This window comes from Pseudophaeobacter sp. 1A09344, from assembly GCF_041008745.1.
Classification (GTDB): domain Bacteria; phylum Pseudomonadota; class Alphaproteobacteria; order Rhodobacterales; family Rhodobacteraceae; genus Phycobacter; species Phycobacter gallaeciensis_A.
On the sequence record NZ_JAXGFS010000013.1, the window covers coordinates 99,216 to 122,012 of the forward strand.

Annotated in this window: 22 protein-coding genes and 1 pseudogene; 10 read left to right on the plus strand and 13 right to left on the minus strand. The window is 61.2% G+C overall.

The annotated features are described in order from the left end of the window. Window positions 1–100: 100 nt before the first annotated feature. From SM765_RS19365 to SM765_RS19395, 7 genes are all read right to left on the minus strand, one after another. Window positions 101–994 carry an isocitrate lyase/PEP mutase family protein gene (locus tag SM765_RS19365; RefSeq protein ID WP_065272114.1) on the minus strand — a complete coding sequence of 298 codons (894 nt, stop codon included), beginning with the start codon at window positions 992–994 and terminating at the stop codon, window positions 101–103. 5 nt (window positions 995–999) lie between these two features. Next, entirely contained in the window at window positions 1,000–2,271 is a 1,272-nt protein-coding gene (locus SM765_RS19370; protein ID WP_274837891.1) for a TRAP transporter large permease, read from the minus strand. Continuing rightward, complete coding sequence (locus SM765_RS19375; RefSeq protein ID WP_274831695.1) at window positions 2,271–2,765, minus strand: TRAP transporter small permease; 495 nt, start codon at window positions 2,763–2,765, stop codon at window positions 2,271–2,273. Before SM765_RS19375 ends, SM765_RS19370 begins: the two co-directional genes overlap by 1 nt. A 63-nt stretch (window positions 2,766–2,828) precedes the next feature. Continuing rightward, window positions 2,829–3,818, minus strand: coding sequence for a TRAP transporter substrate-binding protein (locus SM765_RS19380; protein ID WP_274836083.1), 990 nt, complete (start codon window positions 3,816–3,818; stop codon window positions 2,829–2,831). 340 nt (window positions 3,819–4,158) lie between these two features. Beyond that, window positions 4,159–5,532, minus strand: coding sequence for an aspartate aminotransferase family protein (locus SM765_RS19385; protein ID WP_065272111.1), 1,374 nt, complete (start codon window positions 5,530–5,532; stop codon window positions 4,159–4,161). A gap of 80 nt (window positions 5,533–5,612) precedes the next feature. Next, window positions 5,613–7,088 (minus strand): NAD-dependent succinate-semialdehyde dehydrogenase, encoded by a 1,476-nt coding sequence (locus SM765_RS19390; RefSeq protein ID WP_274829366.1) that lies wholly within the window; start codon window positions 7,086–7,088, stop codon window positions 5,613–5,615. A gap of 83 nt (window positions 7,089–7,171) precedes the next feature. Next, on the minus strand, window positions 7,172–7,660 hold the full coding sequence (locus SM765_RS19395) for an Lrp/AsnC family transcriptional regulator (protein ID WP_065273657.1): 489 nt from the start codon (window positions 7,658–7,660) through the stop codon (window positions 7,172–7,174). Between the two features lie 321 nt (window positions 7,661–7,981). Here SM765_RS19395 and SM765_RS19400 point away from each other — a divergent pair, with 321 nt between their 5' ends. From SM765_RS19400 to SM765_RS19445, 10 genes are all read left to right on the plus strand, one after another. Further along, window positions 7,982–9,286: a M24 family metallopeptidase gene (locus SM765_RS19400; RefSeq protein WP_368981697.1), complete on the plus strand. Its 1,305-nt coding sequence runs from the start codon at window positions 7,982–7,984 to the stop codon at window positions 9,284–9,286. Further along, window positions 9,174–10,331, plus strand: a complete 1,158-nt coding sequence (argE, locus tag SM765_RS19405; RefSeq protein ID WP_274836080.1) for an acetylornithine deacetylase — start codon at window positions 9,174–9,176, stop codon at window positions 10,329–10,331. The genes SM765_RS19400 and argE overlap by 113 nt, the downstream gene beginning before the upstream one ends. Window positions 10,332–10,393: 62 nt before the next feature. Beyond that, window positions 10,394–11,089 (plus strand): GntR family transcriptional regulator, encoded by a 696-nt coding sequence (locus tag SM765_RS19410; protein ID WP_274837889.1) that lies wholly within the window; start codon window positions 10,394–10,396, stop codon window positions 11,087–11,089. A 193-nt stretch (window positions 11,090–11,282) separates the two neighbouring features. After that, window positions 11,283–11,897 carry a ribonuclease D gene (locus SM765_RS19415; protein WP_274836079.1) on the plus strand — a complete coding sequence of 205 codons (615 nt, stop codon included), beginning with the start codon at window positions 11,283–11,285 and terminating at the stop codon, window positions 11,895–11,897. Next, entirely contained in the window at window positions 11,894–12,862 is a 969-nt protein-coding gene (locus SM765_RS19420) for a KpsF/GutQ family sugar-phosphate isomerase (protein ID WP_274837888.1), read from the plus strand. Before SM765_RS19415 ends, SM765_RS19420 begins: the two co-directional genes overlap by 4 nt. A gap of 33 nt (window positions 12,863–12,895) precedes the next feature. Beyond that, the gene (lptC, locus tag SM765_RS19425; protein ID WP_065272105.1) at window positions 12,896–13,495 is read left to right on the plus strand and encodes an LPS export ABC transporter periplasmic protein LptC; all 600 of its coding nucleotides are present in this window, start codon (window positions 12,896–12,898) and stop codon (window positions 13,493–13,495) included. Between the two features lie 69 nt (window positions 13,496–13,564). Continuing rightward, window positions 13,565–14,008, plus strand: a complete 444-nt coding sequence (locus SM765_RS19430) for an LptA/OstA family protein (RefSeq protein ID WP_082996065.1) — start codon at window positions 13,565–13,567, stop codon at window positions 14,006–14,008. Next, window positions 14,008–14,769 carry an LPS export ABC transporter ATP-binding protein gene (gene lptB / locus SM765_RS19435; RefSeq protein WP_274837887.1) on the plus strand — a complete coding sequence of 254 codons (762 nt, stop codon included), beginning with the start codon at window positions 14,008–14,010 and terminating at the stop codon, window positions 14,767–14,769. The genes SM765_RS19430 and lptB overlap by 1 nt, the downstream gene beginning before the upstream one ends. A 274-nt stretch (window positions 14,770–15,043) precedes the next feature. Beyond that, a complete protein-coding gene (gene hpf, locus SM765_RS19440) occupies window positions 15,044–15,607 on the plus strand; it encodes a ribosome hibernation-promoting factor, HPF/YfiA family (protein ID WP_065272102.1) in 564 nt (187 codons plus the stop codon). A gap of 54 nt (window positions 15,608–15,661) precedes the next feature. Further along, on the plus strand, window positions 15,662–16,126 hold the full coding sequence (locus SM765_RS19445) for a PTS sugar transporter subunit IIA (RefSeq protein WP_065272101.1): 465 nt from the start codon (window positions 15,662–15,664) through the stop codon (window positions 16,124–16,126). A 54-nt stretch (window positions 16,127–16,180) separates the two neighbouring features. Here the strand turns inward: SM765_RS19445 and SM765_RS19450 are convergent, their stop codons facing one another. From SM765_RS19450 to SM765_RS19475, 6 genes and pseudogenes are all read right to left on the minus strand, one after another. Continuing rightward, entirely contained in the window at window positions 16,181–17,617 is a 1,437-nt protein-coding gene (locus SM765_RS19450; RefSeq protein WP_274837886.1) for a sulfotransferase family 2 domain-containing protein, read from the minus strand. A 6-nt stretch (window positions 17,618–17,623) separates the two neighbouring features. Next, on the minus strand, window positions 17,624–19,363 hold the full coding sequence (locus tag SM765_RS19455) for a DUF5927 domain-containing protein (RefSeq protein ID WP_274837885.1): 1,740 nt from the start codon (window positions 19,361–19,363) through the stop codon (window positions 17,624–17,626). Next, window positions 19,360–20,346 carry a glycosyltransferase family 2 protein gene (locus SM765_RS19460; protein WP_274837884.1) on the minus strand — a complete coding sequence of 329 codons (987 nt, stop codon included), beginning with the start codon at window positions 20,344–20,346 and terminating at the stop codon, window positions 19,360–19,362. The genes SM765_RS19455 and SM765_RS19460 overlap by 4 nt, the downstream gene beginning before the upstream one ends. A 187-nt stretch (window positions 20,347–20,533) precedes the next feature. Then, a complete protein-coding gene (locus SM765_RS19465; RefSeq protein ID WP_274837883.1) occupies window positions 20,534–21,577 on the minus strand; it encodes a glycosyltransferase family 2 protein in 1,044 nt (347 codons plus the stop codon). Window positions 21,578–21,579: 2 nt separating this feature from the next. Then, window positions 21,580–22,563 (minus strand): UDP-glucose 4-epimerase GalE, encoded by a 984-nt coding sequence (gene galE, locus SM765_RS19470; protein WP_065272096.1) that lies wholly within the window; start codon window positions 22,561–22,563, stop codon window positions 21,580–21,582. A 66-nt stretch (window positions 22,564–22,629) separates the two neighbouring features. Next, window positions 22,630–22,797: pseudogene (locus tag SM765_RS19475) on the minus strand (UTP--glucose-1-phosphate uridylyltransferase); the annotation flags it as partial.

A 22,797-nucleotide genomic window follows, 5' to 3' on the forward strand; every position in this document is an offset into this window, starting at 1 on the left:
CGCTCCCCTCCCAAGGCTGCATCCTGTTCCAAGGTGAGCGCAGGAAGGGGCATCCTGTCCACGTTTACTGTGCGTAAACCATGATTGCGCGGATCCTGGCTTAACTACCTTCGCGCGCGCCGGTCACCGGGCGGGCCGATGTCGCATAGCGCTCCGAGGCTTCGTAATAGTCGTCAAATCCGATCCGGCGGCGCAGCTCCATGAAATCCATCAGGTTGCTACGTGGCTGACCCACTTTCATCTCGGCCAGCGTCTGCATCATTGCCTGCATCGCCGAGGCCATCAGCGACAGCGGATAGGCTGCGATACGATACCCGATCTCCTCCAGCGCCTCGGGCGGCAGGTCGGGGGTTTCACCGCCTTCGACGATATTGGCCATATTGGGTGCGTCCGTTGCCGCGCAGACCTCGCGCATCTCCGCCTCGGACCGGGGCGCCTCGACAAAGATGATATCGGCGCCCAGCTCGCGGAACTTCTGCGCGCGGGTCAGCGCCTCATTCAGCCCGTGATCATGACGGGCATCGGTGCGCGCAAGGATCAGGATATCCTGACCTTCCTCACGTGCATCCACGGCGGCGCGGATGCGGTCATAGGCCTCTTCGCGGCCCACCACGGCCTTGCCCGGTGTGTGACCGCAGCGTTTAGGTGCCAGCTGATCCTCGATCATCACGGCGGCGCAGCCCGCATTCGCCATCCCCTGTACCGTGCGGCGCACGTTCATCGCATTACCATAACCGGTGTCCCCGTCGGCAATCAGCGGCATGGAGATCGCCCCGGCGATATTGCGGGCCTGATCCAGCACTTCGCCATAGCTCATCAGGCCCAGATCCGGCGCCCCGATCCGCGAGGCAGAGGCGCCAAAGCCAGTCATGAAGGTCAGGTCGAACCCGGCCTGTTCGATCAGCTTGGCAGACAGCGCATCATAGGCGCAGGGCATGGTGTGAAGGCGGGGCTGCGCAAGAAGGGCGCGCAGGCGGTCAGCAGGTGTCGTCATGTCACTCACAATTTGAAGGGAATATAAAGGGCAAGGTCGGGCACCAGATAGAGCAGCACCACACAGAAGAACATCAGGAGCAGGAAGGGGATCGCCCCACGCGCCACATCGCCAAGTGTGGCGCGTGCCACGGCCTGGATCACGTAAAGGTTCAGTCCCACCGGCGGCGTGATCAGGGCCGCCTCGACCATGACCACCATGAAGACGCCGAACCAGATCGGATCAAAGCCCAGCCCCATGGCAGCAGGCAGCAGCACCGGGGTCATGATCAGCACCATCGACAGCGCCTCCAGTACCAGCCCCATCACCACGAGGATACCGGCCACCAGTAGCACGAACATCACCGGGCTGGACACCGCGTCCGAGATGAAGGCGCTGATTTCCTGCGGGATGCGATACAGGGTGATCGCCTTTCCGAACACCTTGGCACCCGCGATGATCAATAGGATCGCGACCGTGGTCGCCATGCTGTCCACCGCCGCCTCCCAGAAGGCTTTCCAGGTCAGCGTACGCAGGACCAGAGCGGTGATGACCACGGCAAAGGCAAATCCGATGGCCGCAGCCTCGGTCGGGGTAAAGGCACCGGAATAGATGCCCGCCACAACCACGGTGGCCAACGCAATCGACGGCAGCGCCCGCAGGGTGGCGCGGCGGCGTTCGGTGCCGGTCGCCTTTTCACTGCGGCCCATGCCCTTCATCGAGGCATAGATCATCGAATAGCCCGCAAACAGCACCAGCAGCGCCAGACCGGGGCCGACACCGGCCAGGAACAGGGCAATCACCGATTCCTCGGTGACGAAACCGTAGATGATCATCGGGATCGACGGCGGGATCAGGATCCCCAGTGTGCCGCCAGCGGCCAACAACCCGTAGACAAAGCGCCGCTCGTAGCCGCGGTTGATCATTTCCGGGATGGCAACGGTGCCAATGGTAGCGGCCGTCGCCACCGAAGAGCCGGAGATCGCGGCGAACAACCCGCAGGAAATCACCGTCGCCACGGCCAGCCCACCAGGCCAGTGGCCGACCCAGGCCTGCACGGCGGCATATAGATCACGCCCAACGCCGCCTTTCAGCAGCACATTGGACATCAACAGGAACAGCGGCACCGCCAGCAGAATGAAGCCATCCAGAGTGGAGAGGATCGCCTGCGGCGCCATCAGCGGAGAAAACCCGCCAAGGATCAGCATCGACAGCCCGAGCCCACCAAGCGCAAAGGCAACCGGCACACCAACAAGCAGCAGCGCGAACAGGGCGAAAAGGATCAGGAAAACCGTCATTATTCATGCTCTCCTTCAGCCGCGATATGCCCCTGCGCCGCGCGCCAGACCTCGATCACGGATTGCAGCAGCAGCACCGCAAAGCCGAAGGGCAGCGACAGTTCGACGTACCACATGGGCATGTCCAGCATGGTGCCGGTGGTGCGCCCGCGCATGAAACTGTCGTGGAAAATCTCATATCCGTAGACCAGCACGACAGCGGAGAACACCGCCACCACCGCCATGGCAAAAACATCCGCACCGATCCTGGGACCACGCGGCAATCCGGAGATCACCGCCGTGATGCGGATATGGCGCCGTTCGCGCAGGCACCAGGGCGCCGCGATCAGCGATCCCCAGATCAGGCAGAACTGGCTCAGCTCCGCCGCCCAGATGGTGGGGCGGACAAAGAAATAGCGGGCCATGACCTCATAGGTCAGCATGACCCCCGCAAGAACAAAGAGGACCGCCGCCACAAGGGCCAGCGCGGTCACGAACCTGGCAAAAACGTGCATGGAATTTCCCGAAGAATAAGATGGACCGGCCCCGGATGCGGCGCCGGTCCGTGACTGTCAGGCTCAGAACTTCTCGGCAGCAGACAGGATTTCTGCGCCCAGATCACCGGCCTTGGCGCGGAAACCGTCATAGACGGGCGCGGCAGCCTCTTTCCAGGCGGCGATCTCTGCGTCGGTCGGTTGGTACACCGTCATTCCGGCCTTTTCTGCCTCGGCATAGGCGGCAGCCTCGATCGCGGACATCTCGTCCCGTACCGCGATTTCAGCCTTGCGGGCGGCATCGGCCATGATTTTCTGATGCTCAGCCGACAGACCATTCCACCAGTCGGTGTTGGCCACGACGATGAATTCGATATCGGCGTGGTTGGTGACGGTGATAGTGTCCATGACCTCCCACAGTTTGCGGGATTTCACGCCCGAAACACCGGTCATGCCGATATCAACGGTGCCGCGCTGATAGGCCAGATACTGCTCGGAGCCGGAAATCAGCGTCGGCGCGCCGCCGGTCGCAGTGACGAAATCACCCAGCGTCTTGCCGAAGACGCGGGCCTTTTTGCCTTCCATATCAGCAGGCGTTTTCACCGGACCGTCCTGGGACAGCATGATCGCGCCGCCATAGGCCTGCCACCACAGAACCGTGGCCCCGGTATCAGCGATGGCCGCATCGATGGGTCCGCGCACCGGGCTGTCCGGCGCAACGGCCTTGCGCACCTTTTCCTCTGAGTTGAACAGGAACGGCATATAGAAGACATCCACCGCGGGAATATCCCCGACATAGCGCGTCAAGGAGGCCACGCCCATCTCGATGGCGCCAGAGCCAACAGCGGCAGGCACTTCCTTGTCCTTGTAAAGCTGCGCGGAGTCGTAAATCTCCACCGCGATGTCACCGTTCGAGGTCTTTTCGACCTCTTCCTTGAACATCAAGAGGTTCTGGCCAAGGTGGCTTTTGAGCGGCAGCTGCAAAGAGATACGTGCGGTCACATCCGCAGCAAATGCGGGCAGTGCAGTGCACAGCGCCAGCGCGGCGCCGGTCAGCGTCGAAGTCAGTTTCATGAATTTTCCTCCCGTTAATAAAAGAATGTTCCATCAAGGACTTACCTTTGGTCAAGGAAAATGCCGGGGGCCTGCCGGGTGCGATAGTCGAACTTTGAAAAATTAATACAATTCAATTATTTGACTGGTTTTGCAGCTCAAATTTTTTTGGAAAGGCCGCATCCAAAGCGCCCTCAGCCGGGCGATAACGCGCAGCGGCTGCAGCAAAAAGAAAGGCGCCGCGCAAATTGCGCGACGCCTTTCTTTTTGCCGGGCCCAACGGGAGAGGATCCTCCCGCAGGGGATCCGATCCGGGCGGGAGCGCCCCGCTCGAGGCGTATCCGGACCTCAGCCCAAGGTATTAGCCCAGAACCGCTTTCACGGCCCGCGCGGTTGCCGCAACCACGGTGTCGGCCTCTTCACGGGTCAGGCAGAAGGGCGGCGCAAAGCCCAGGATATCACCCTGCGGCATGGCGCGGGCAATCACCCGGTCCTGCTCCAGGAGCTTGGCCGAAATCTGCGGACCGATCTTGTCCGCCGCGTCAAAGAAGGTGCGGCTATCCCGATCCTTCACGAATTCTACCGCACAGAGCATGCCTTCGCCGCGGATGTCGCCGACATGGGCATGATCGCCCAGCGCGTCCTTCATCGACTGGTTCAGGTAGGCGCCAACGCTGCCTGCGTTTTCAACCAGATTCAGTTCATCGATCAGCTTGAGGTTGGCAACGCCCGCCGCAGCACCGATGGGGTGCGCCGAATAGGTCCAGCCGTGGCCGATGGGGCCGTTCTCATCGGTGCCCTGCTCCAGCACCTTCCAGACCTTGTCGGATACGATCGAACCGGACAGCGGCGCATAGGCCGAGGTTAGGCCCTTGGCGATGGTGATGATATCCGCTTCCAGCCCGTAGTGATCGCTGCCGAACATGGTGCCGAGACGGCCAAACCCGGTGACGACCTCATCCACGACCAGCAGGATGTCGTGCTTTTTCAGCACGGCTTGGATCGCTTCCCAGTAACCGGCGGGGGGCGGCACGATGCCACCGGTGCCCAGAACCGGCTCACCGATGAAGGCGGCGATGGTGTCGGCACCTTCGCGCTCGATCAACGCCTCCAGCTCGGCCACGCAATGGGCAACGAACTGTTCTTCGGTCTGGTTCTGATCCTCGCGGCGGAAATAATAGGGCGCATCGGTGTGCACCACCTGCGCCAGCGGCAGGTCGAATTTCTTGTGGAACAGCTCAAGCCCCGTCAGCGAGCCGGTGACCAGCCCAGAGCCGTGATAGCCGCGCCAGCGCGAGATGATCTTCTTCTTCTCGGGGCGACCCAGAATGTTGTTGTAATACCAGATCAGCTTGACGTTGGTTTCATTGGCGTCCGAGCCGCCGAGGCCAAAATAGACCTTGGACATATTCGAAGGCGCCCGGTCCAGGATCATCTTCGACAGGGTGATCGAGGCCTCGGTGCCATGGCCCACGTAGGAATGGTAATAGGCCAGTTCGCGCGCCTGATCTGCGATGGCTTCGGCGATTTCCTGACGGCCATAGCCCACGTTCACGCAGTACAGCCCGGCAAAGGCGTCCAGCAGCTTGGTGCCGTCGCGGTCTTCGATATGCACGCCGCTGGCGGTCTTGATCACCCGGTTCGGGCTTTCACCGCGCGCGTGCTGCGCCAGATGGGTCGAGGGGTGAAAGAAGTTGTCGCGGTCCCATTGGTCCAGTTGATCGTTTTTCAGCATATCTAGTCCTTCTGCGTTTCCCGGTGCCCGCACGGCCCGGGTGTGATCGTTTGATATTCAATTGCCCGGCACGGGGCCCGTCATGCCCAGTCGCGGCAGACGTATTTGACCTCGGTGAATTCTTCCATGCCCAGACGCGCACCTTCGCGACCCAGACCGGATTGCTTGGCGCCGCCAAAGGGGATCGGCGCACCGGTCACCTTGGTCCGGTTCACGGCCACCATGCCGAATTGCAGCGCCCGCGACAGCCGGTAGATACGGCGCGGATCCTGCGTATGCACATAGGCCACCAGCCCGTATTCGGTGTCATTGGCACGCTGGGTGATTTCCTCTTCGCTGTCAAAGGGGGCCACCGGCGCCACCGGACCAAAGGTTTCCTCGTGCATGATCTTGGCATCCTGCGGCACATTGGTCAGCACGGTCGGCTGATAGAACAGCGGCCCCATGGCATGGCGTTCGCCGCCGCAGGCCAGTTTGGCGCCCTTCTCAATCGCGTCGCGCACGTGTTCTTCCTGCTTCGCCACGACCCGGTCGTGCATCAGCGGCCCGATGTCCGGGTCGTCCATGCCTAGACCAACGGTCAGTTTCTTGGTCGCCGCCGTCAGCCGTTTGCAAAACTCCGGGTAGACGCTGCGCTGCACGAAGATCCGGTTAGCGCCGAGGCAATCCTGACCCGAGGTCGCGAACTTCGCCTTCATGGTCTCTTCGACCGCCTGATCAAGATCGGCATCTTCAAAGACGATCACCGGTGCGTGGCCGCCCAGCTCCATCACCAGCCGCTTCACCGTATCGGCGCTTTGCCGGTACAACAGCTTGCCCACTTCGGTAGAGCCGGTGAAGGACAGCGCCCGCACACGAGTATCTTCGGTCCAGGGTTTGACCACAGTGGGCGCATCGCCGGTGACGACGTTGAACACCCCGGCAGGCACGCCCGCGCGTTCGGCCAATTCGGCCAGGGCCAGAGCGCTGAACGGGGTTTCCGCCGAAGGGTGCGCCACAACGGTGCAGCCCGCCGCCAGCGCCGCCGCCGCCTTGCGCGTCAGCATTGCGGAGGGGAAGTTCCACGGCGTGATCAGCGCCACCACGCCAACCGGCTCGCGCCACAGCTCGACCTCGGCATCGGGCAGGTGGCTGGTGACGCCTTCGATGTTCGGACGCTTGGCCTCTTCGGCGTAGAACTCCACAAAGCCCGCGCCGTAGTCGATTTCGCCCATCGCCTCGGACAGGGGTTTACCCTGTTCCAGCACCATGATCCGGGCCAGATCCTCCTTATGATCGAGTTGCAGCTGATACCACCGGCGCAGGATGGCCGAACGTTCCTGCGGCAAAAGCCCCGCCCAAGCGGCGAAAGCATTCTGCGCGGCATCGACCGCAGCAGAGGATTCTTCTGCCGAAAGGCTCGCGACATGGCCAACCACATTTCCGGTTCCGGGGTCCTTCACGGCAAAGGTATTGCCATCTTCGGCCGTCTGCCACCGGCCATTCACATAAGAAAATGAACGGACTAGCGTTTTGTCCGCGATATCGCTGCGGGCAGAAAGGGCGGTGTCGGCCATGGCAAATCCTCCTGAAGTTCAGGAGGACATTCCTCTGCCAGACCCAGAAACAGTAGCCAAAGTTCCCCCATGAAGGAGAAGATTCAGCTGCCAGCCCCCCGTCCCAGCAAAATATCCAGCGGCGGACCGCCCGGACCTTTGACCGGTTTGGTCACAATATAGGTGAAATAGCGCGACAGGCCGATGCGGGCATCCAGCATCGAATCGATCAGCCGCTGATAAGCATCGATGTCATGGGTGACGATCTGCATCAGATAATCGAAGCCGCCGCCCAGCGCCCAGCAGGCCGTGACCTCATCATAGCGCTGGATCGCAAGCTCAAACGCCTGAAACCGGGCCGCGGTGTGATCCGCAATTTCCACCGCCACAAACACCGTTATATGCGGTGCCAGTTTGCGCAGGTTGATGCGGGCGCCGTAACCTTCGATCAGCCCGGCCTTTTCCAGCTTGCGCAGCCGGTCCCAGCACGGTGTCGGAGACAGGCCGATGCGTTCGGCCAGGGCCGCTTTGGTAATGCGCCCCTCCTGCGTCAGCACGCGGAGAATGGCGATATCTCGGTCATCAAGACGTATCATGCGTCAGGGCTGTATCACGGGTGTGATCACTGGAAAAGCGCCCCGCGAATCTGTGAACACTGCGCCACCTGCCGTGCCGGAGAGAACACAGGTGACCGCGATACCGGCGTAGGTTCTACTCTGGACCAAAACTGTCCAAAGATTCGCCGGTTGTGCACAACAATCACGCAACCTGCCGCTCACGACGTCGCAATTGCCGATTATGCGTGTCGTTTTGAGCAAATCCTTTGCCGCGAATAGATCGGAATCGGATGATGTACTCATCTACAAAGATTAAAGTCCCTATTTCCGACACCCCTTCTTTGATCAGAGGTCCCCATGCCACTGGAACATGCTCCGTTTACTGAGGGCGAATACGCCCGCCGCATCGCCAAGACCCGCAAAGCCATGGAGGCTGCCGGGATCGACGTTCTGTTCGTCACGGATCCGTCCAATCAGGCCTGGCTGACCGGCTATGACGGCTGGTCCTTCTATGTGCATCAGGGTGTCATCCTGGGGCTGAATGGTGATCCAATCTGGTGGGGCCGCACGATGGACGCCTTTGGCGCCCTGCGCACCGTCTGGATGGAAGAGCGCAGCGTCATCGGCTACGACGACCGCTATATCCAATCGACCACCTGCCACCCCATGGAAGATCTGGCCGCGCATCTGACCCGGCTCGGATATGGCAAGGCCCGCGTCGGCGTGGAAATGGAAAACTACTATTACTCTGCCAAGGCCCACGCTGTCCTGCAAAAGAACCTGCCCAACGCCAGCCTGCATGACGCCACCGCGCTGGTGAACTGGCAGCGTGCGGTGAAGTCCGACGAAGAGCTGATGTTCATCCGCCGGGCCGCCCGCATCACCGAAAACATCGTCAATCTGGCCATCGAACGCGCGCGCCCCGGTCTGCGCAAGAACGAGCTGGTCGGCGACCTGCTGCAAGCCGGCACCTACGGGGTTGGCGAAGACTGGGGTGATTACCCGGCCATCGTGCCGCTGACGCCCTCGGGCCTGGATGCCACCGCCGCGCATATGACCTGGGACGGGCGCGAGATGCAGACCGGCGAGGCAACTTTCTTTGAACTCTCTGGCTGCTACCGCCGTTACCACGCGCCGCTGTGCCGTACCGTGCACCTGGGCCAACCGCCGCAGGAGATGCTGGACGCTTCTTCCGCGCTGAACGAAGGGATCGAGGCCGGGATCGAGGCTGCAAAGGCCGGCAACCGCGCCTGCGACATTGCCAATGCCCTGAATGGCGCCCTGAAAAAGGCCGGAATCGACCGCAACGGACGCTGCGGCTACCCGATCGGACTCAGCTACCCGCCGGACTGGGGGGAGCGGACCATTTCGCTGAGGGACACCGATGAAACTGTGCTGATGCCGGGGATGACCTTCCACTTCATGCCCGCGCTCTGGATGGACAGCTGGGGGCTTGAGACCACCGAGACGATCCTGATACGCGAGAACGGACCAGCCGAAGCCCTCTGCGATGTGGAGCGCAAAATCTTTGTGAAAGACGAGGTTCTGAATGACCTTCCTGCCCCGAACGACGGATTTGTTGGGAGAACTCATCGCGCAACCGACCGTGTCCGCGAGCAGCAACCTGACATTGATGTCGCTATTGGCGGACCGGCTGGATAGCGCAGGCGCACAGGTTCATCTGTGGACCGACGACACCGGCAGCAAGGCCAATCTTTTCGCCACCATCGGTCCTGATACCGATGGTGGCATCGTTCTCTCGGGCCATTCAGACGTGGTGCCTGTGACCGATCAGGACTGGTCCAGCGACCCCTTCCAGATGGTGGAGCGCGACGGCAAACTGTTCGGCCGTGGCACCTGCGACATGAAGGGTTTCATCGCCGCAGCAACCGCGATGGCGCCGCATTACGCGGCGCTGAACCCATCCCGGCCGATCCACTTCGCCTTCACCTATGACGAAGAGGTCGGCTGCTTTGGCGCGCAGGCTCTGGCCAAGTCGCTGAAAGAACGGGAGATACGCCCCTCGGTCTGCATCGTCGGAGAGCCTACGATGATGCGCATCATCGAAGGCCACAAAGGCTGCTATGAATATTCGACCCACTTCACCGGGCTCGAAGGACACGGATCCGGGCCGGATCTGGGGGTCAATGCTGCGGAATACGCGGCGCGCTATGTCGCCCGCCTGCTGGAGCTGAAGGACGCCCTGCGCGCCCGCGCGCCCGAAGGCAGCCGGTTCGAACCGCCCTGGACCACCATCAACACCGGCGCGCTGGTCAGCGGCCACGCGCATAACGTGATCCCCGGCAAGGCGCGGGTCGACTGGGAAATGCGCCCGGTGCAGAAATCCGATGCCGACTTCGTCAAAGAAGACCTGCACCGGCTATGTACTCACTCCCTGATCCCGCAGATGCAGGCGGTGTTCCCCGAGGCAGGCATCGTCACCGAGGTCATCGGAGAGGTCGACGGCTTGGAGCCAGTGACCGACAACGAGGCCCGCGAGATCCTGCAGGAGCTGACCGGGGCAAATGGCGCCGATCTGGTGGCATTCGGCACCGAGGCCGGAATCTTTCAAGGGCTTGGTATGAATGTCGCCGTCTGCGGACCGGGATCGATCGAACAGGCGCATAAACCCGACGAATACGTCTCGCTCGACCAGCTGTCGCAATGCCTCGGGCTGCTCGAAGGGCTCTCTGCCAAACTGGTCTGAACAGATATTTGCGCCGACGGGCGGGGACAGGTACACAGGCACCCAACCAAGGGAGGCCTCCAATGACCTCATCCTCGCCCAACATGGCGCTGGATCTCGACAATGCCGACTATAGTGCCCGTGACCGGTTCGAACTGATGCACCGGGAAATCCGGGATCGCATCTGTCTGCTGGATTATGCGCCCGGAACCCGCCTGTCGGAAACCGAACTGGCAGAGGAATTCGGCGTCAGTCGCACCCCGCTGCGCCGGGTTCTTGCCCGGCTCGAAGACGAAGGGCTGGTGCAATCGGTACACGGCGTAGGCACCTTCGTCACCGATGTCAACCTTGAGGAACTAGCGCAAACCTACCAGCTCAGGATGGAACTGGCCGGCATGATGGGCCACATCATGCCCCTGCCGCCCTGCGACGCGCTGCTTGCCGAGTTTCGCGCCCTGTCGGATCGCTCACAATCCCTGTTGCAGGACCCGGCCCCGCGCGAATTTGCCCGGCTGATCACCGATTTCTTCCTCGCCACGCTGAAACTGACCGGCAATATGCCGCTGCGCACCACGGCCGAGCGGCTCTATTACCAGACCTCGCGGATCTGGCTGACCTCGGTGATCGATTCCGTCATCGACCTGTGCGATGAAATGCGCATCTTCGATGGCGAGATCAGCACTGTCACCGCGGCGCTGGAGGCTGGCGACCTTCAGGCTGCCGCGATGCTGCAACAGGCTCATATCTCGATGAGTTTCAGCCGCATGAGAGCTGGATAAAGACTGCCGGGCCGAATGCTTTGGCAGGTTTCCTATTTGGCTGACCTGCCTTAAACCCCATGTTAGCAGAAATATCGTCCAGTGCTGCCCGACACCAAGGGCGGGGCTGGGCTACAGTTGAGTTCAGAGGCTTTAGCCCCTATTTCGGCAGAAAGGCGGGCCGCGCGCCCTGCCCAGACAAAGGACCGCTCCATTGGCCAATCATCTTTACAAAAACGACCTGCCGGACGGGCTTGACCTTGGCCCGGTTGTTGCAATCGATTGTGAAACCATGGGGCTCAACCCCCACCGCGACCGGCTTTGCGTGATCCAGATGTCCGGCGGTGACGGCAACGCCCATATCGTTCAGGTCGAAAAAGGCCAGAGCGAAGCACCGAACCTCTGCCGGATGCTGGAAGATCCCAATGTGCTGAAGCTGTTCCACTTCGGGCGTTTTGACATCGCCGCCATGTACCACGCCTTTGGCGCGCTGGCAGCGCCGGTCTACTGCACCAAGATCGCAAGCCGCCTGATCCGCACCTATACCGACCGCCACGGATTGCGGAACCTGTGTCAGGAGCTGATCGGTGTCGATATCTCGAAACAACAGCAGATGAGCGACTGGGGTGCCGAAACCCTGACCGAAGCGCAGCTGGACTATGCCGCCTCGGACGTTTTGCACCTGCACCGCCTGCGTGAAGAGCTGGACAAACGTCTTGCCCGTGAAGGCCGCACCGACATGGCGCAGGCCTGTTTCGACTTCCTGCCGATGCGCGCGCGCCTTGATCTGGCGGGCTGGCCCGAAACCGATATCTTTGCGCACTCATGAGCGGGTCGGAACACTTCCTCGCCACGGCGCGTCAGGTCGTGACCGACGAAGCCCGCGCACTGGATGCGCTGGCTGCCGGTTTTGACGAGCGGTTCGCCGATGCGGTGCGCCTGATCCTGAAGGCCGAAGGGCGTGTGATCGTCAGCGGTATCGGCAAATCCGGCCATATCGGTCGCAAGATCGCAGCCACATTGGCCAGCACCGGCACACCTGCCCATTTTGTGCATCCGGCCGAGGCCAGCCACGGCGACCTTGGCATGCTGTCCAAGGGCGATGTGGTTCTGGCCATCTCCAACTCGGGCGAAGCGCCGGAGCTGGCCAATCTTCTGGTCTTTACCCGCCGCTTTGACATTCCGCTGATCGGCCTCTCCAGCAGGCCGAAAAGCACCCTGATGACCCAAGCCGACGTGCAGCTGGAAATCCCGGCCCTGGGCGAGGCCTGCGGATACGGGATCGTGCCGTCGATTTCGACCACGCTGACGCTGGCCATGGGCGATGCGCTCGCCATTGCCATTATGAAGCACCGCGATTTCCGCCCCGAGAACTTCCGCGATTTCCACCCCGGCGGCAAACTCGGTGCGCGCCTGTCCAAGGTCCGCGACCTGATGCACGGCGGAGACGCCCTGCCACTGGTCGCTGAAACCAGCCCGATGTCCGAGGCGCTGCTGGAAATCAGCCAGAAGGGATTTGGCGTGGCCGGTGTCACCGGTGCTGAGAACGCCCTGACCGGCATCATCACCGACGGCGACCTGCGCCGCCACATGGACGGGCTGCTGAGCCAGACCGCTGCCGATGTCATGACCTCCTCGCCGACAACCATCGGCCCCGACGCCCTCGCCGAAGAGGCGCTTGCGGTGATGAATGCCCGCAAGATCACCTGCCTGTTTGTGGTGGATGCTGCACAGGGCCCGCAGGCACTGGGCCTGATCCACATCCACGATTGCCTGCGCGCGGGCCTCGGCTGAACCGCAACGCCAAAAAGAGAAAGGGGACACCGGATGGACCGCTATTCGCGCACAGTCGCCTATCTCAAGGTGCTGCTGCCACTGGCCGCGCTGGCGCTGCTGTCGACGCTGTTCCTGATTTCGCGCGGCGTCGACACCGAGGCGGTCATCCCCTTTGCGCAAAAGGAGATCGAGGAACGCATGCGCGGGCAGCAGGTTACCCGCCCCTTCTTTTCCGGCACCACCGCGCAGGGCGATGAGATCATGGTGATGGCCTCGGTTGCTCAGCCCAACAGTGACAGCGGCGGCGCCACGGCCACCAATCTGCAGGCCGAAATCCGCATGGCCGAGGGCGGCCGCATGACGTTGGTCTCTGACAGCGGCGCGGTGCATCCCGATCAAGGTCTCGCGCGGTTCAGCGGCAACGTCAAACTGACATCTGCGGATGGTATGACGGTTGAGACCGAACTACTGGAAACCGCCCTGGACGGAGTGCGCGCAGAAAGTCCCGGACCGGTTCATGCCACGGGCGCCCTTGGCGTTCTGACTGCGGGGCAGATGCTGGTGACGGCAAAAACCGAAGGCGGACCGGTGCAAATGGTATTCAAAAACAGAGTCAAGCTGGTATACGATCCCAATACTAAAGAAAGATAGCCCGTGTTCAGATTGCCCACCTTGCTGATTTGCCTGTCTTGCACCCTTGCATCGGTTGCACCGGTTGCGATGGCCCAGACGGACGTGATTGCCTTTGGCGAGGTTAAGGCCGACCCCAAGGAGCCTGTCGAGGTGACAGCCGATGCGCTGGCGGTCAACCAGGCCGATGGCTCGGCCGAATTCACTGGCAATGTGCTGATCATCCAGGGGGTGATGCGACTGTCTGCGAACCGGGTTCTGGTGATCTACAAGACCGATGAGACCGGCAAACGTGGCATCGACCAGCTTGAGGCGACCGGCGATGTGCTGCTGGTCAGCGGCCCGGACGCCGCAGAGGCCGAAAAGGCAGAATACACCATTGATAGTGGCACCATCGTGATGACCGGCAATGTCCTGCTCAATCAGGGAGCCAGCACGCTGACCTCGAACCGGCTGGAGGTGAACCTGACCACCGGCACCGCGAGCATGGCCGGACGGGTCAAGACCATCCTGAACCCGGATGGCGGCAACTGATGGCGGCAAAACCCGAACTGAAAGTCACCGAAGGCTCTTCCGGCCTCAGGATCGACCACCTGCGCAAAAGCTATCGCAAGAAGGTGGTGATTCGTGACGTGACCATGCGTCTGGACCGGGGCGAGGTTGTCGCCCTTCTGGGGCCGAACGGGTCGGGCAAGACCACCAGTTTCTACGCCATCGCCGGCCTTGTCTTTCCCGAGGCGGGCACCGTCACCATCGACGGGCAGAACGTCACCAACCTGCCGATGTACCGCCGCGCGCGGCTTGGCATTGGTTACCTGCCGCAGGAAATGTCCATTTTCCGGGGCCTGTCGGTCGAGGACAATATCTCGGCCGTGCTGGATATTGCCGTCAAACACGACCACAAGCGGCGCGAACGGCTGGAAGAGCTGCTGTCGGATTTCTCTATCGAACACCTGCGCCGCGCCCCTGCGCTGGCCCTGTCGGGCGGTGAACGGCGCCGGGTGGAAATCGCCCGCTGCCTGGCGGCGGATCCGAAATACCTGCTGCTGGATGAACCCTTTGCCGGGGTCGACCCGATTTCGGTTGGCGATATCCGCCATCTGGTCGCCGATCTGAAGAAACGCGGCATCGGGGTGCTGATAACCGATCACAACGTGCGCGAAACCCTCGAAATCGTTGATCGCGCCTATATCCTGCATGACGGTCAGGTTCTGATGTCCGGCAGCCCCGAAGAGGTGGTCGAGAACGAAAACGTGCGCCGCGTTTATCTGGGCGACAATTTCCGTATTTCCTGAACCGAACCGTACCTTTCGGGCCTCGGCCTGTTCCTGCCGGTTTCCTATTCCTTCACCATCTGCATCGCTTCTCCATTGACTCTTTTCGTCAGTTGTCATGGAATTGAAGTATGGCAAATGTGCAGTCCGATGCAGTCCGCAAGCTGGCCTTGGCAACAGGGTCCGCATGGTTGCTTCCGGCGTATTTGCCTAATCCCCTCATCCGCAGCTGACGATAGTCTGCCGGGCTTGGCCCCGGCGGTGTTGCGGGTGGTATTATTGTGAAGGAGATCACATGCGTTACAAAATCAGCGGTCAACAGATCGACATCGGCGAAGCGTTGCAGTCCCACGTTAAGGATGAACTGGGAACGGCTGTCGCGAAATACGCAGAGCGCCCGACGGACGCCACCGTGGTCTTTTCCCGTTCGGCGCATGAATACGTCTGCGAGGCCACCGTTCACCTGTCCACCGGTCTGACCGCTCAGGCCAAGGCTCATGCCACTGAAATCTATGCGTCTTTCGAAGGCTGCTGCAACAAGATGGAAAAACAGCTGCGCCGCTACAAACGCCGCCTGAAGGACCATCACCGCGACCGCAGCGAACCGGTTGAACATTTGGGCGCCAGCTCTTATATCCTCGCCTCTGATGAAGCGGAGACCGGGACCGAACCCGACTCGCTGCAGCCGATCATCGTGGCCGAGATGGAAACCAAGATCCCGTCCCTGTCCGTTGGCGAAGCAGTGATGCAGATGGAACTGGCCGGGGCGCCCGTTCTGGTTTTCCGCAACGAAGGCAAAGACGGATTGAATGTGGTTTACCGCAGGGATGATGGCAACATCGGTTGGATCGATCCTTAAGCAGTAGCCCAGCGGCCCACCGGATAAGGTGGTCGAGCGGAGCAAATGACCGAGATGCAGATTTCCAAGATCCTCAAACCGGACGCCGTCCGCGTGATTGGTGCAGCCTCAAGCAAGAAGCGGCTGTTTCAGGAGATCGCCGAGGTCGGGCATCTCGCCTACGGTCTCAATCCGCAACCCACGGTTGAAGCGCTGCTTGATCGGGAAAGCCTGGGCCCGACAGGGGTAGGACACGGTGTTGCCCTGCCCCACGCCCGCCTTGATGGCCTCTCCGAGGTCTGCGGCGTCTTCGTGACTCTGGAAAAACCCCTGGATTTCGCGGCTGTCGACCGGCAACCCGTCGATATCGCCTTTGCGCTTTTCGCGCCCGAGGACGCAGGCGTTGAACACCTAAAAGCGCTGGCTCTGGTCTCCCGCACCCTGCGGGAGCAGAATTTCTGCACCAAACTGCGCGCCAATAACGATCCGGCGACGCTGTTCACCATTCTCACCGAAAACCAGCCGGTTCAGGCTGCCTGAGAGCGGCATTGAACAGTCTATGGGGAAACTGCCCTTGTTCAGGGCAGACACTCTTCAGCGCTGCGGCCTCCAGGCATCGAACCCCAGCATCACATAATCCCGCTGATAGAGCGCTGTGATCATCTCCTCCAGCGCTGCATCATGAATATCGCCCAGCGTATAGGGCTGCGATCTCGGCTGTGACGTCGCATAGGCAGGCGCGGAGGCTGCAAACCTTTGTGCCAGCGCGGGAAGTTCAGTCGCCAGCTCCTCTTCGCGCAGGATCAGGTCTGGCGGGCCAAGTTCGGCAAAGCCCGACAAGGCCTGTGACTGGCTGGACCATTCGGCATCGACCCGGATCGAGGTCTGTCCGGCAAGGTTGGCTTTGACAAAGCTCAGGAACCCTTCAAAGGCAGCGCGGTGATCGGCGCGGGAATAATTCTCATCCGGGCCATCCTTGGGCAGCGGCACCTTGAATTGACGGCGCAGGGTTTCGCGAATGGCGCCATAACTGCCCGGCCCCTTTTGCAGAATGCGCTGGCAAAACACCTGGTGAATTCGCTCGGCCGGGTGACGCAGAACGGTGAAACTGCGAAAGCCCTTGTTCTGAGTTTTCCACTGGCGGAGTTCTTTCTGGTTCATCCCGGAGATCAGATCCTCCGACGTCACACCATCCAGCGCTGCCAGCCATTCCGCCACGGCTTCCTCGGGCCCGCCCCGCATCGGCATGTAAAGGAGCGGCGTCTTGGCGGCGGCCAGATAGCCGCGCACCGCCGGACCACGGCGCGGCTCGAAATTCGGCGTGCGCGACAGGTTGAACCAATCCATTGCCGCCAGTGCTGCCGTCATCTCATCCGGGTTGGCCACCTTGGACAGGGTCGGCGCCGGGTTCTGCCGCTTCAGCTTGTCATCCAGTGCCTCCAACCGGGAGTTGACGCCCAGCCATTGTGCCAGACCGTTCATCACATCCAGATTCTGCAGGTCTTCATAATCCACGTAGAATGCGGTCTGGCCTGAGGACTGAAGCCGGTTCATCAACGTGATCTGAAACGCCTGAAGATCCTCGACATGGCGGGAAAACTCCACCGCATCGAACTCCGCCTGCGCTTCTTTGCGGCGCTTGATATTGGTCAGCTTCCACTGGCCGGTGGCCGCAGCGATCTTGCGCGAGACGTAGCTGTCCAGCGGGTTGCGGGTCAGGATGATCTTGGCGCAGCGAGGATCCTCCAGCGCAATGTCCAGAACCCGCGGATCGTGATCGTGGAAATACCGAAAGCCGCCAAAGGCATCGGGCTGCGACCGGATCCGATCGATCAGCTTGCCAGGGTCCGCTTCGCGCATCTCCTGCGTCAGGCCCAAGATTTCGGTGCGGTTCGGGTAGCCGATGAAATGGGGATTGAAGGCCTCTCCGTGGCAGATCACCCCTTCTAGCGCGTTGAGGTTGGACTCCAGAAAATTGGAGCCCGTGCGCATTTCAGCAAAAACAACGAAGTAATCAAAGGGTTTGGTCATCAGAACCTATCGCACCAAATACGGTTTTCGGGGGGACTTTGGCATGCTCACCGGTCCTTGTTCCACCGGGAAATCCCCCATCAGATAGGGGTGCATGCCCTGGTTCTTGAGGTTCTGCAGAAACTGTCCAAAGCCCTCCAGATCCGCCATCGTCGGCGCCTCGTTCAGATGGCGCGGGGCCTGCGCCCCAAGATCTTCCAGAATGGCCTGCAGGGGCTCCATCGGTGCCTCGACAAATTCCGCCATGGTCCAGATGCGGACGCGGGCCTTGGTATGCTGATCACGCAGCAGATGCAGATGCGCAGCCTCGATCCGCTGCAGGCGCGCCGCGATGCGCCGCAATTCGGAAAAACTCTGCGTCGAGCGGAACAAGGGCACCGCCCAAGCGCCGCTGATCACCGACACATGCGCATTGGGATCGCCTGCGATAAAGGCGCCGATTTTCTGGTTGTCCTGCGGGCCAAACTGGAAGCTTTGCCGTTGCCCCCGAGTATTCCAGATCAGATTGGTGAGGAAGCTTTCGGGATTATAGTCGCGCAATTTCGCCGTATCGCTGAGTGCGCCATTGATCATGCTGTCGCCATCGGCGAATTCGGCCCTATCCGGCGCAAACAGATGGCCATGCACCCGGCTGCCCGTGGTCCGGTTCAGCCAGCTTTCAAAATCGACGAAGAGTTCAGCAAAGCCCTGGAACACCGAATAGGGATTGGCGGTCACATTGCTCACCGACCATTTGCTTGGGAAGCGGCTTTGCATGTAAAGACCCGGCCGCCCGCGGGTGCGCCGCTCCACCGCCTTGGAGAAGACCCGGTCGATCTTGCCTGGGTTGGGTTCCGTCCGTTTCATCGCCCCTGCCGGATCGGTCAGGAAGGCATCATAAAGCCGCTGCGCCCGTGGCCAGATCTTGCGGGCGACGAAACAGTCGGACCGGCGCAACAGCTGCAGGTGATCGTCATAAAAGATATGCGGTTTGCCCTCGAAATCGAACTTCGACAGGGTCAGCGACCGGCTTTCGATCTGCGCCGAATGCTGCCGCGCGAGGGTCTGGAAATAGCTTTCGTCGGGGATCCAGACCTTCTTGAAGTAGCGATCATGGATTGGCCGGTCCGGGTCCTCAAGAATCGCCGACAGGGTGCGGCGGGTCAGGCACCACCATTGGCTGCCCATATGGGGCACCAGACCGGGCGGGATGCGCCGCTTGATCCGCAGCCTGCGCTGCAGATTGACATAACCATCGAATAGCGCGCGCTGCTTTTTCCAGGAAAAGGGAAAGCGCAGGGTAAAACGTTCCACATCCAGACCGCCCACGATCCAGGGGACATCGGCGGTGGTCGCGCTTTCGATGAAATCGGTTTGCGGGCGGGCGGCCAGATAATCGACAAGTTCCTGCACCGGTCTGAGCGGCAGGCAGGATCCCGACGACAGGTAGACGTGGCGCACGCCGGGACAGGACCGCAACATCATCTCCGCTGCCGATTGCGAGGCGGCGACGATGCCCCAGGTGCCCCATTCGCAGGTGTGGCGCGGCGAAAACCGGATCAGCTGCTCATCCGACAGCCCATCGCGGAAGGTTTTGAACGTGGTCTGCGGCACCTTACGGTCCACATGGATCACCACCGGGCAGCCCGCCGCCGCCCAGTGGCGCGCCACCTGCTCGGCCCGCTCCAGCGCCGTATGCACCAACATGACGATGCCGACCGTTCCCTTGGTAGCCTCTTCCTTGCTGGTCTGGCCTGCGCTGCTCATGCCCAGTTGCCCTTGGACATGAGACCCAGAATCTCAAGCTGGCGCCAGTTGATGTATTTCTCGCTCCATTTGCACCACAGGTCCGGTTGCTCGGCCAGGGACGCGGCATAGGCCTTGTACTCGGCCGATTGCGCATAGTGCTGGCTGCGCGTCATCTCTTCGCGGGCCTTGTCACCAAAGGTGTCCAGAAACTTGGTATGGAGCAGCGCGCCGCTGGTCTTTTCACCGCCATTGGTCTCATAAACTCGGTTCAGGCCGCGCGGCAGCAGAGCATGGGTCGAACTGACATAGGCGTATTTCCGGTCCCATTTGACCAACGGAATCTTGTTCAGCGCCGGCGCCTTCTTTGGCCGGTCGGCAAAGAACATGCGCGCACGGGGGCCGCCCTGGATCCACAGGTTGCCATAGGTTGGGTTCGGGCTGATCGTGTAATTTCCGCTGTCGAACCAGTTGGCGATTTCCAAGGGATCCTGACCGGGCTGATAAGCCGCATCGGTGACCTGCCCCTTGGGATAAACATCGATCAGCATGGCGGCAAAACTGCGGATCGCGGAATTGTCCAGCCAATCGGTCAGCGCCCGGATCGGGCGTGTGTCGCAGAAGGGATAGATGAACAGCTCATCCGGATCGACCACCAACACCCAATGCCCATGGGCATAGCGGCGTTTCAGCGCATTCATCCAGTCCACGCCGTAGTTTGCCCGCCGATAGCTCGCATCACTATGCCAGAGGGACACATCCGGCATGCCTTGCAGATAGTCGCGGGTGCCGTCCTGCGATCCGTTATCGACAAGGAGAAAGTGATCGACTCCCAGATCGCGGTAATAGTCGAGAAAGTAGGGCAGGCGGATTTTCTCGTTCCGCATCGTGGAAACCAGCAGGATATCATCCGGCCGGATCTGGCCGGTTTTGTCCTGAATGGTCTTCAGTTCACGGGATTTACGCAAGGCTCGGGCCAGCCTGTACCTGCGCCGTACACGCATACGGTAAGAATCCCAAAGACCCACGGCTACTCCATATCCGTCTGTTTCCGACCCTGTACGCTCCGCGCGGGTAGGCCCCGGCGCGCGACTGCCTGCGTGCAATATGTCACGCGCCAATTCTATTAACAACGAATTTAGAAACAGTTACGGGGGCTACACGCACCACCGAACCCGGGCAATTCACACCCTACCACTCGGGCGCCCGCATCAACCCCAGATCGGCCAGTTGCTCTGGCCCTGTGTATTTCAAAGCTTTCTCAAACCACAGGTCCGGGGCCGAGGTCAGGTGATCGTAATAAGGATCGAAATCCTCGGACGTATGGAAGTGCTGTTTTCGCTGCTTTTCTGTTGCCGATTTTGCGACAATTTCGGGCAGGAATTTTGTGTGCAGCAGCACGCCCGACGGCTGCGGCCCGCCCGGCCCGTCGTATAGGGCGTTCAGCGCCGGCGGCAGCGCCGCATGAGTCGAATTCACATAGGCGTAGCGGCGGTTCCAGCGGATCAGCGGGATCTTGTTCAACGTCGGAGAGCGATGTGGCTCCCCGGCAAAGAACACCCGCTCCCGCGCGCCGCCCTGCAGCCACAGGTTTCCCATCGGGTGCTGCCGGACCGCACGGTAAGGCACCGCATCGAACCACTGCAAAACCTCCAGCGGGTTCTGACCCGGCCTGTAGCTGACCTGATTCAGCGGCCCGCGCGGATAAAGATCCAGCATCATGGCGCCAAACCCGACCTGCCCGCTGCGGTCCAGCAGTTCGGTCAGCGCACGCATATCATGGTTGGCAATGCCGCCATAGGTCAGCAGTTCATCCGCATCCACCGTCAGGCACCAGTGATCCCTGCCATAGGTCATCAGCAGGAAGGTCAGCCAGTCCAGCCCGAAGCGGGAGGCCTTGTAGCCCGCGGACGTCTGCCAGAGCGAGACATCGGATTGCTGCCGCAGCATCTCTGCGCTGCCATCATCACTGCCGTTTTCGATGATCAGGAAGTGCCCGACGCCGAGGCGCCGGTAATAGTCCAGGAAATACGGCAGCCGCGTCGCCTCGTTGCGCAGCACAACAAAGGCCAGAATGTCCTCTGCCCCGATTGCCGCGGTCTGATCGCGCAACAGGCTCAGCTGGTGACGTGAGCGCCAGGAGCGCCACAGAAGCCGCCGCCGTTTCCACCGCATTCGGTAGGCCGCACGCCAGCCGATATCCGGCATCTCGGCGGCGGAGCGGGGCGGCTCCATGCTCAGGCCTCGTAATTGCCCGTCTGATGCCATTTCCAGGCATCAGCGATCATCATCTCAAGACTGGAACGCTGTGGGTTCCAGCCCAGATCTGTGATCGCCCGGGTCGATCCCGACACCAGTTTGGTGCAATCGCCCGCCCGACGCGGCCCCACGGTGCAAGGTACCTTGCTGCCGGTGACCTCTTCGGCCTTGTCCATGACCTCGCGCACCGAAAACCCGCTGCCGGTACCGAGGTTGAAGATCTGGCTGCCCTTGCCATCCTTCAGCCACTGGAGACCCAGAACATGGGCATCAACCAGGTCGCAGACATGCACATAGTCGCGGATGCAGGTTCCATCGGGGGTGTCGTAATCGGTGCCGAAGATGGTCAGCGCATCGCGTTTGCCGTCGATCGCATCCAGCACCAGCGGCACCAGATGGGTTTCGGGACGGTGGAATTCGCCGACTTCAGCCTCGGGATCGGCGCCAGCCACGTTGAAATAGCGGAAAATCACCGAACGCAGCCCATAGGCGGCACCGAAATCCTTCAGGATATCCTCGACCGCACGTTTGCTGGCGCCATAGGCGTTGAGCGGCAGCTGCGGCGTGTTCTCGTCCAGCACCACGTTGTCATGTTCGCCATAGGTGGCACAGGTTGAGGAAAACACGAAATCAAGGCACCCGGCAGCAACCGCGGCTTCGATCAGGTTCAAAGATCCACCTGTGTTATTGGCCCAGTAGCGGCCTGGCTGGCTCATCGCCTCCCCGACTTGACTAAGGGCCGCGAAATGCATCACCGCGACCGGCTGATAGGTGGCGAAGACCTCGTCGAGACGGGCACGATCCGCAAGGTCGCCCTTTTCAAACGGGCCGAATTTGACTGCGTCCTGCCAACCGGTGACCAGATTGTCATAAGTGACGGGTGTAAACCCCGCCGCCTTCAGCGCCTTGCATGCATGCGAGCCAATATAGCCGGCACCGCCGGTCACCAGAACATTTGCCACTGTCCGTATACCCCTAATTCGATCCTGTATTACCCGGTCTCAAAACCAGAGGCTGGCCAGTGTTTCCTACTCGGCAGCCTGTCCGACCTGAGCGATTTCGGTGATATACTGCAACAGCTCGTCCCGCAATTCCTCACGCCCCAGGGCAAAGGCGACAGTGGCCTGCAGGAAACCTGCCTTGGAACCGCAATCAAAGCGCTGGCCGCGGAAGCGATAGCCGTAAACAGGCACATC

What these genes read in the sequence shown, in the direction of transcription:
- SM765_RS19365 (WP_065272114.1), bottom strand. Translation starts at nt 994, where the DNA reads ATGACGACACCTGCTGACCGCCTGCGCGCCCTTCTTGCGCAGCCCCGC.
- SM765_RS19370 (WP_274837891.1), bottom strand. Translation starts at nt 2,271, where the DNA reads ATGACGGTTTTCCTGATCCTTTTCGCCCTGTTCGCGCTGCTGCTTGTT.
- SM765_RS19375 (WP_274831695.1), bottom strand. Translation starts at nt 2,765, where the DNA reads ATGCACGTTTTTGCCAGGTTCGTGACCGCGCTGGCCCTTGTGGCGGCG.
- SM765_RS19380 (WP_274836083.1), bottom strand. Translation starts at nt 3,818, where the DNA reads ATGAAACTGACTTCGACGCTGACCGGCGCCGCGCTGGCGCTGTGCACT.
- SM765_RS19385 (WP_065272111.1), bottom strand. Translation starts at nt 5,532, where the DNA reads ATGCTGAAAAACGATCAACTGGACCAATGGGACCGCGACAACTTCTTT.
- SM765_RS19390 (WP_274829366.1), bottom strand. Translation starts at nt 7,088, where the DNA reads ATGGCCGACACCGCCCTTTCTGCCCGCAGCGATATCGCGGACAAAACG.
- SM765_RS19400 (WP_368981697.1), top strand. Translation starts at nt 7,982, where the DNA reads ATGCCACTGGAACATGCTCCGTTTACTGAGGGCGAATACGCCCGCCGC.
- argE (WP_274836080.1), top strand. Translation starts at nt 9,174, where the DNA reads ATGACCTTCCTGCCCCGAACGACGGATTTGTTGGGAGAACTCATCGCG.
- SM765_RS19410 (WP_274837889.1), top strand. Translation starts at nt 10,394, where the DNA reads ATGACCTCATCCTCGCCCAACATGGCGCTGGATCTCGACAATGCCGAC.
- SM765_RS19420 (WP_274837888.1), top strand. Translation starts at nt 11,894, where the DNA reads ATGAGCGGGTCGGAACACTTCCTCGCCACGGCGCGTCAGGTCGTGACC.
- lptC (WP_065272105.1), top strand. Translation starts at nt 12,896, where the DNA reads ATGGACCGCTATTCGCGCACAGTCGCCTATCTCAAGGTGCTGCTGCCA.
- SM765_RS19430 (WP_082996065.1), top strand. Translation starts at nt 13,565, where the DNA reads ATGGCCCAGACGGACGTGATTGCCTTTGGCGAGGTTAAGGCCGACCCC.
- lptB (WP_274837887.1), top strand. Translation starts at nt 14,008, where the DNA reads ATGGCGGCAAAACCCGAACTGAAAGTCACCGAAGGCTCTTCCGGCCTC.
- hpf (WP_065272102.1), top strand. Translation starts at nt 15,044, where the DNA reads ATGCGTTACAAAATCAGCGGTCAACAGATCGACATCGGCGAAGCGTTG.
- SM765_RS19445 (WP_065272101.1), top strand. Translation starts at nt 15,662, where the DNA reads ATGCAGATTTCCAAGATCCTCAAACCGGACGCCGTCCGCGTGATTGGT.
- SM765_RS19450 (WP_274837886.1), bottom strand. Translation starts at nt 17,617, where the DNA reads ATGACCAAACCCTTTGATTACTTCGTTGTTTTTGCTGAAATGCGCACG.
- SM765_RS19455 (WP_274837885.1), bottom strand. Translation starts at nt 19,363, where the DNA reads ATGAGCAGCGCAGGCCAGACCAGCAAGGAAGAGGCTACCAAGGGAACG.
- SM765_RS19460 (WP_274837884.1), bottom strand. Translation starts at nt 20,346, where the DNA reads ATGCGTGTACGGCGCAGGTACAGGCTGGCCCGAGCCTTGCGTAAATCC.
- SM765_RS19465 (WP_274837883.1), bottom strand. Translation starts at nt 21,577, where the DNA reads ATGGAGCCGCCCCGCTCCGCCGCCGAGATGCCGGATATCGGCTGGCGT.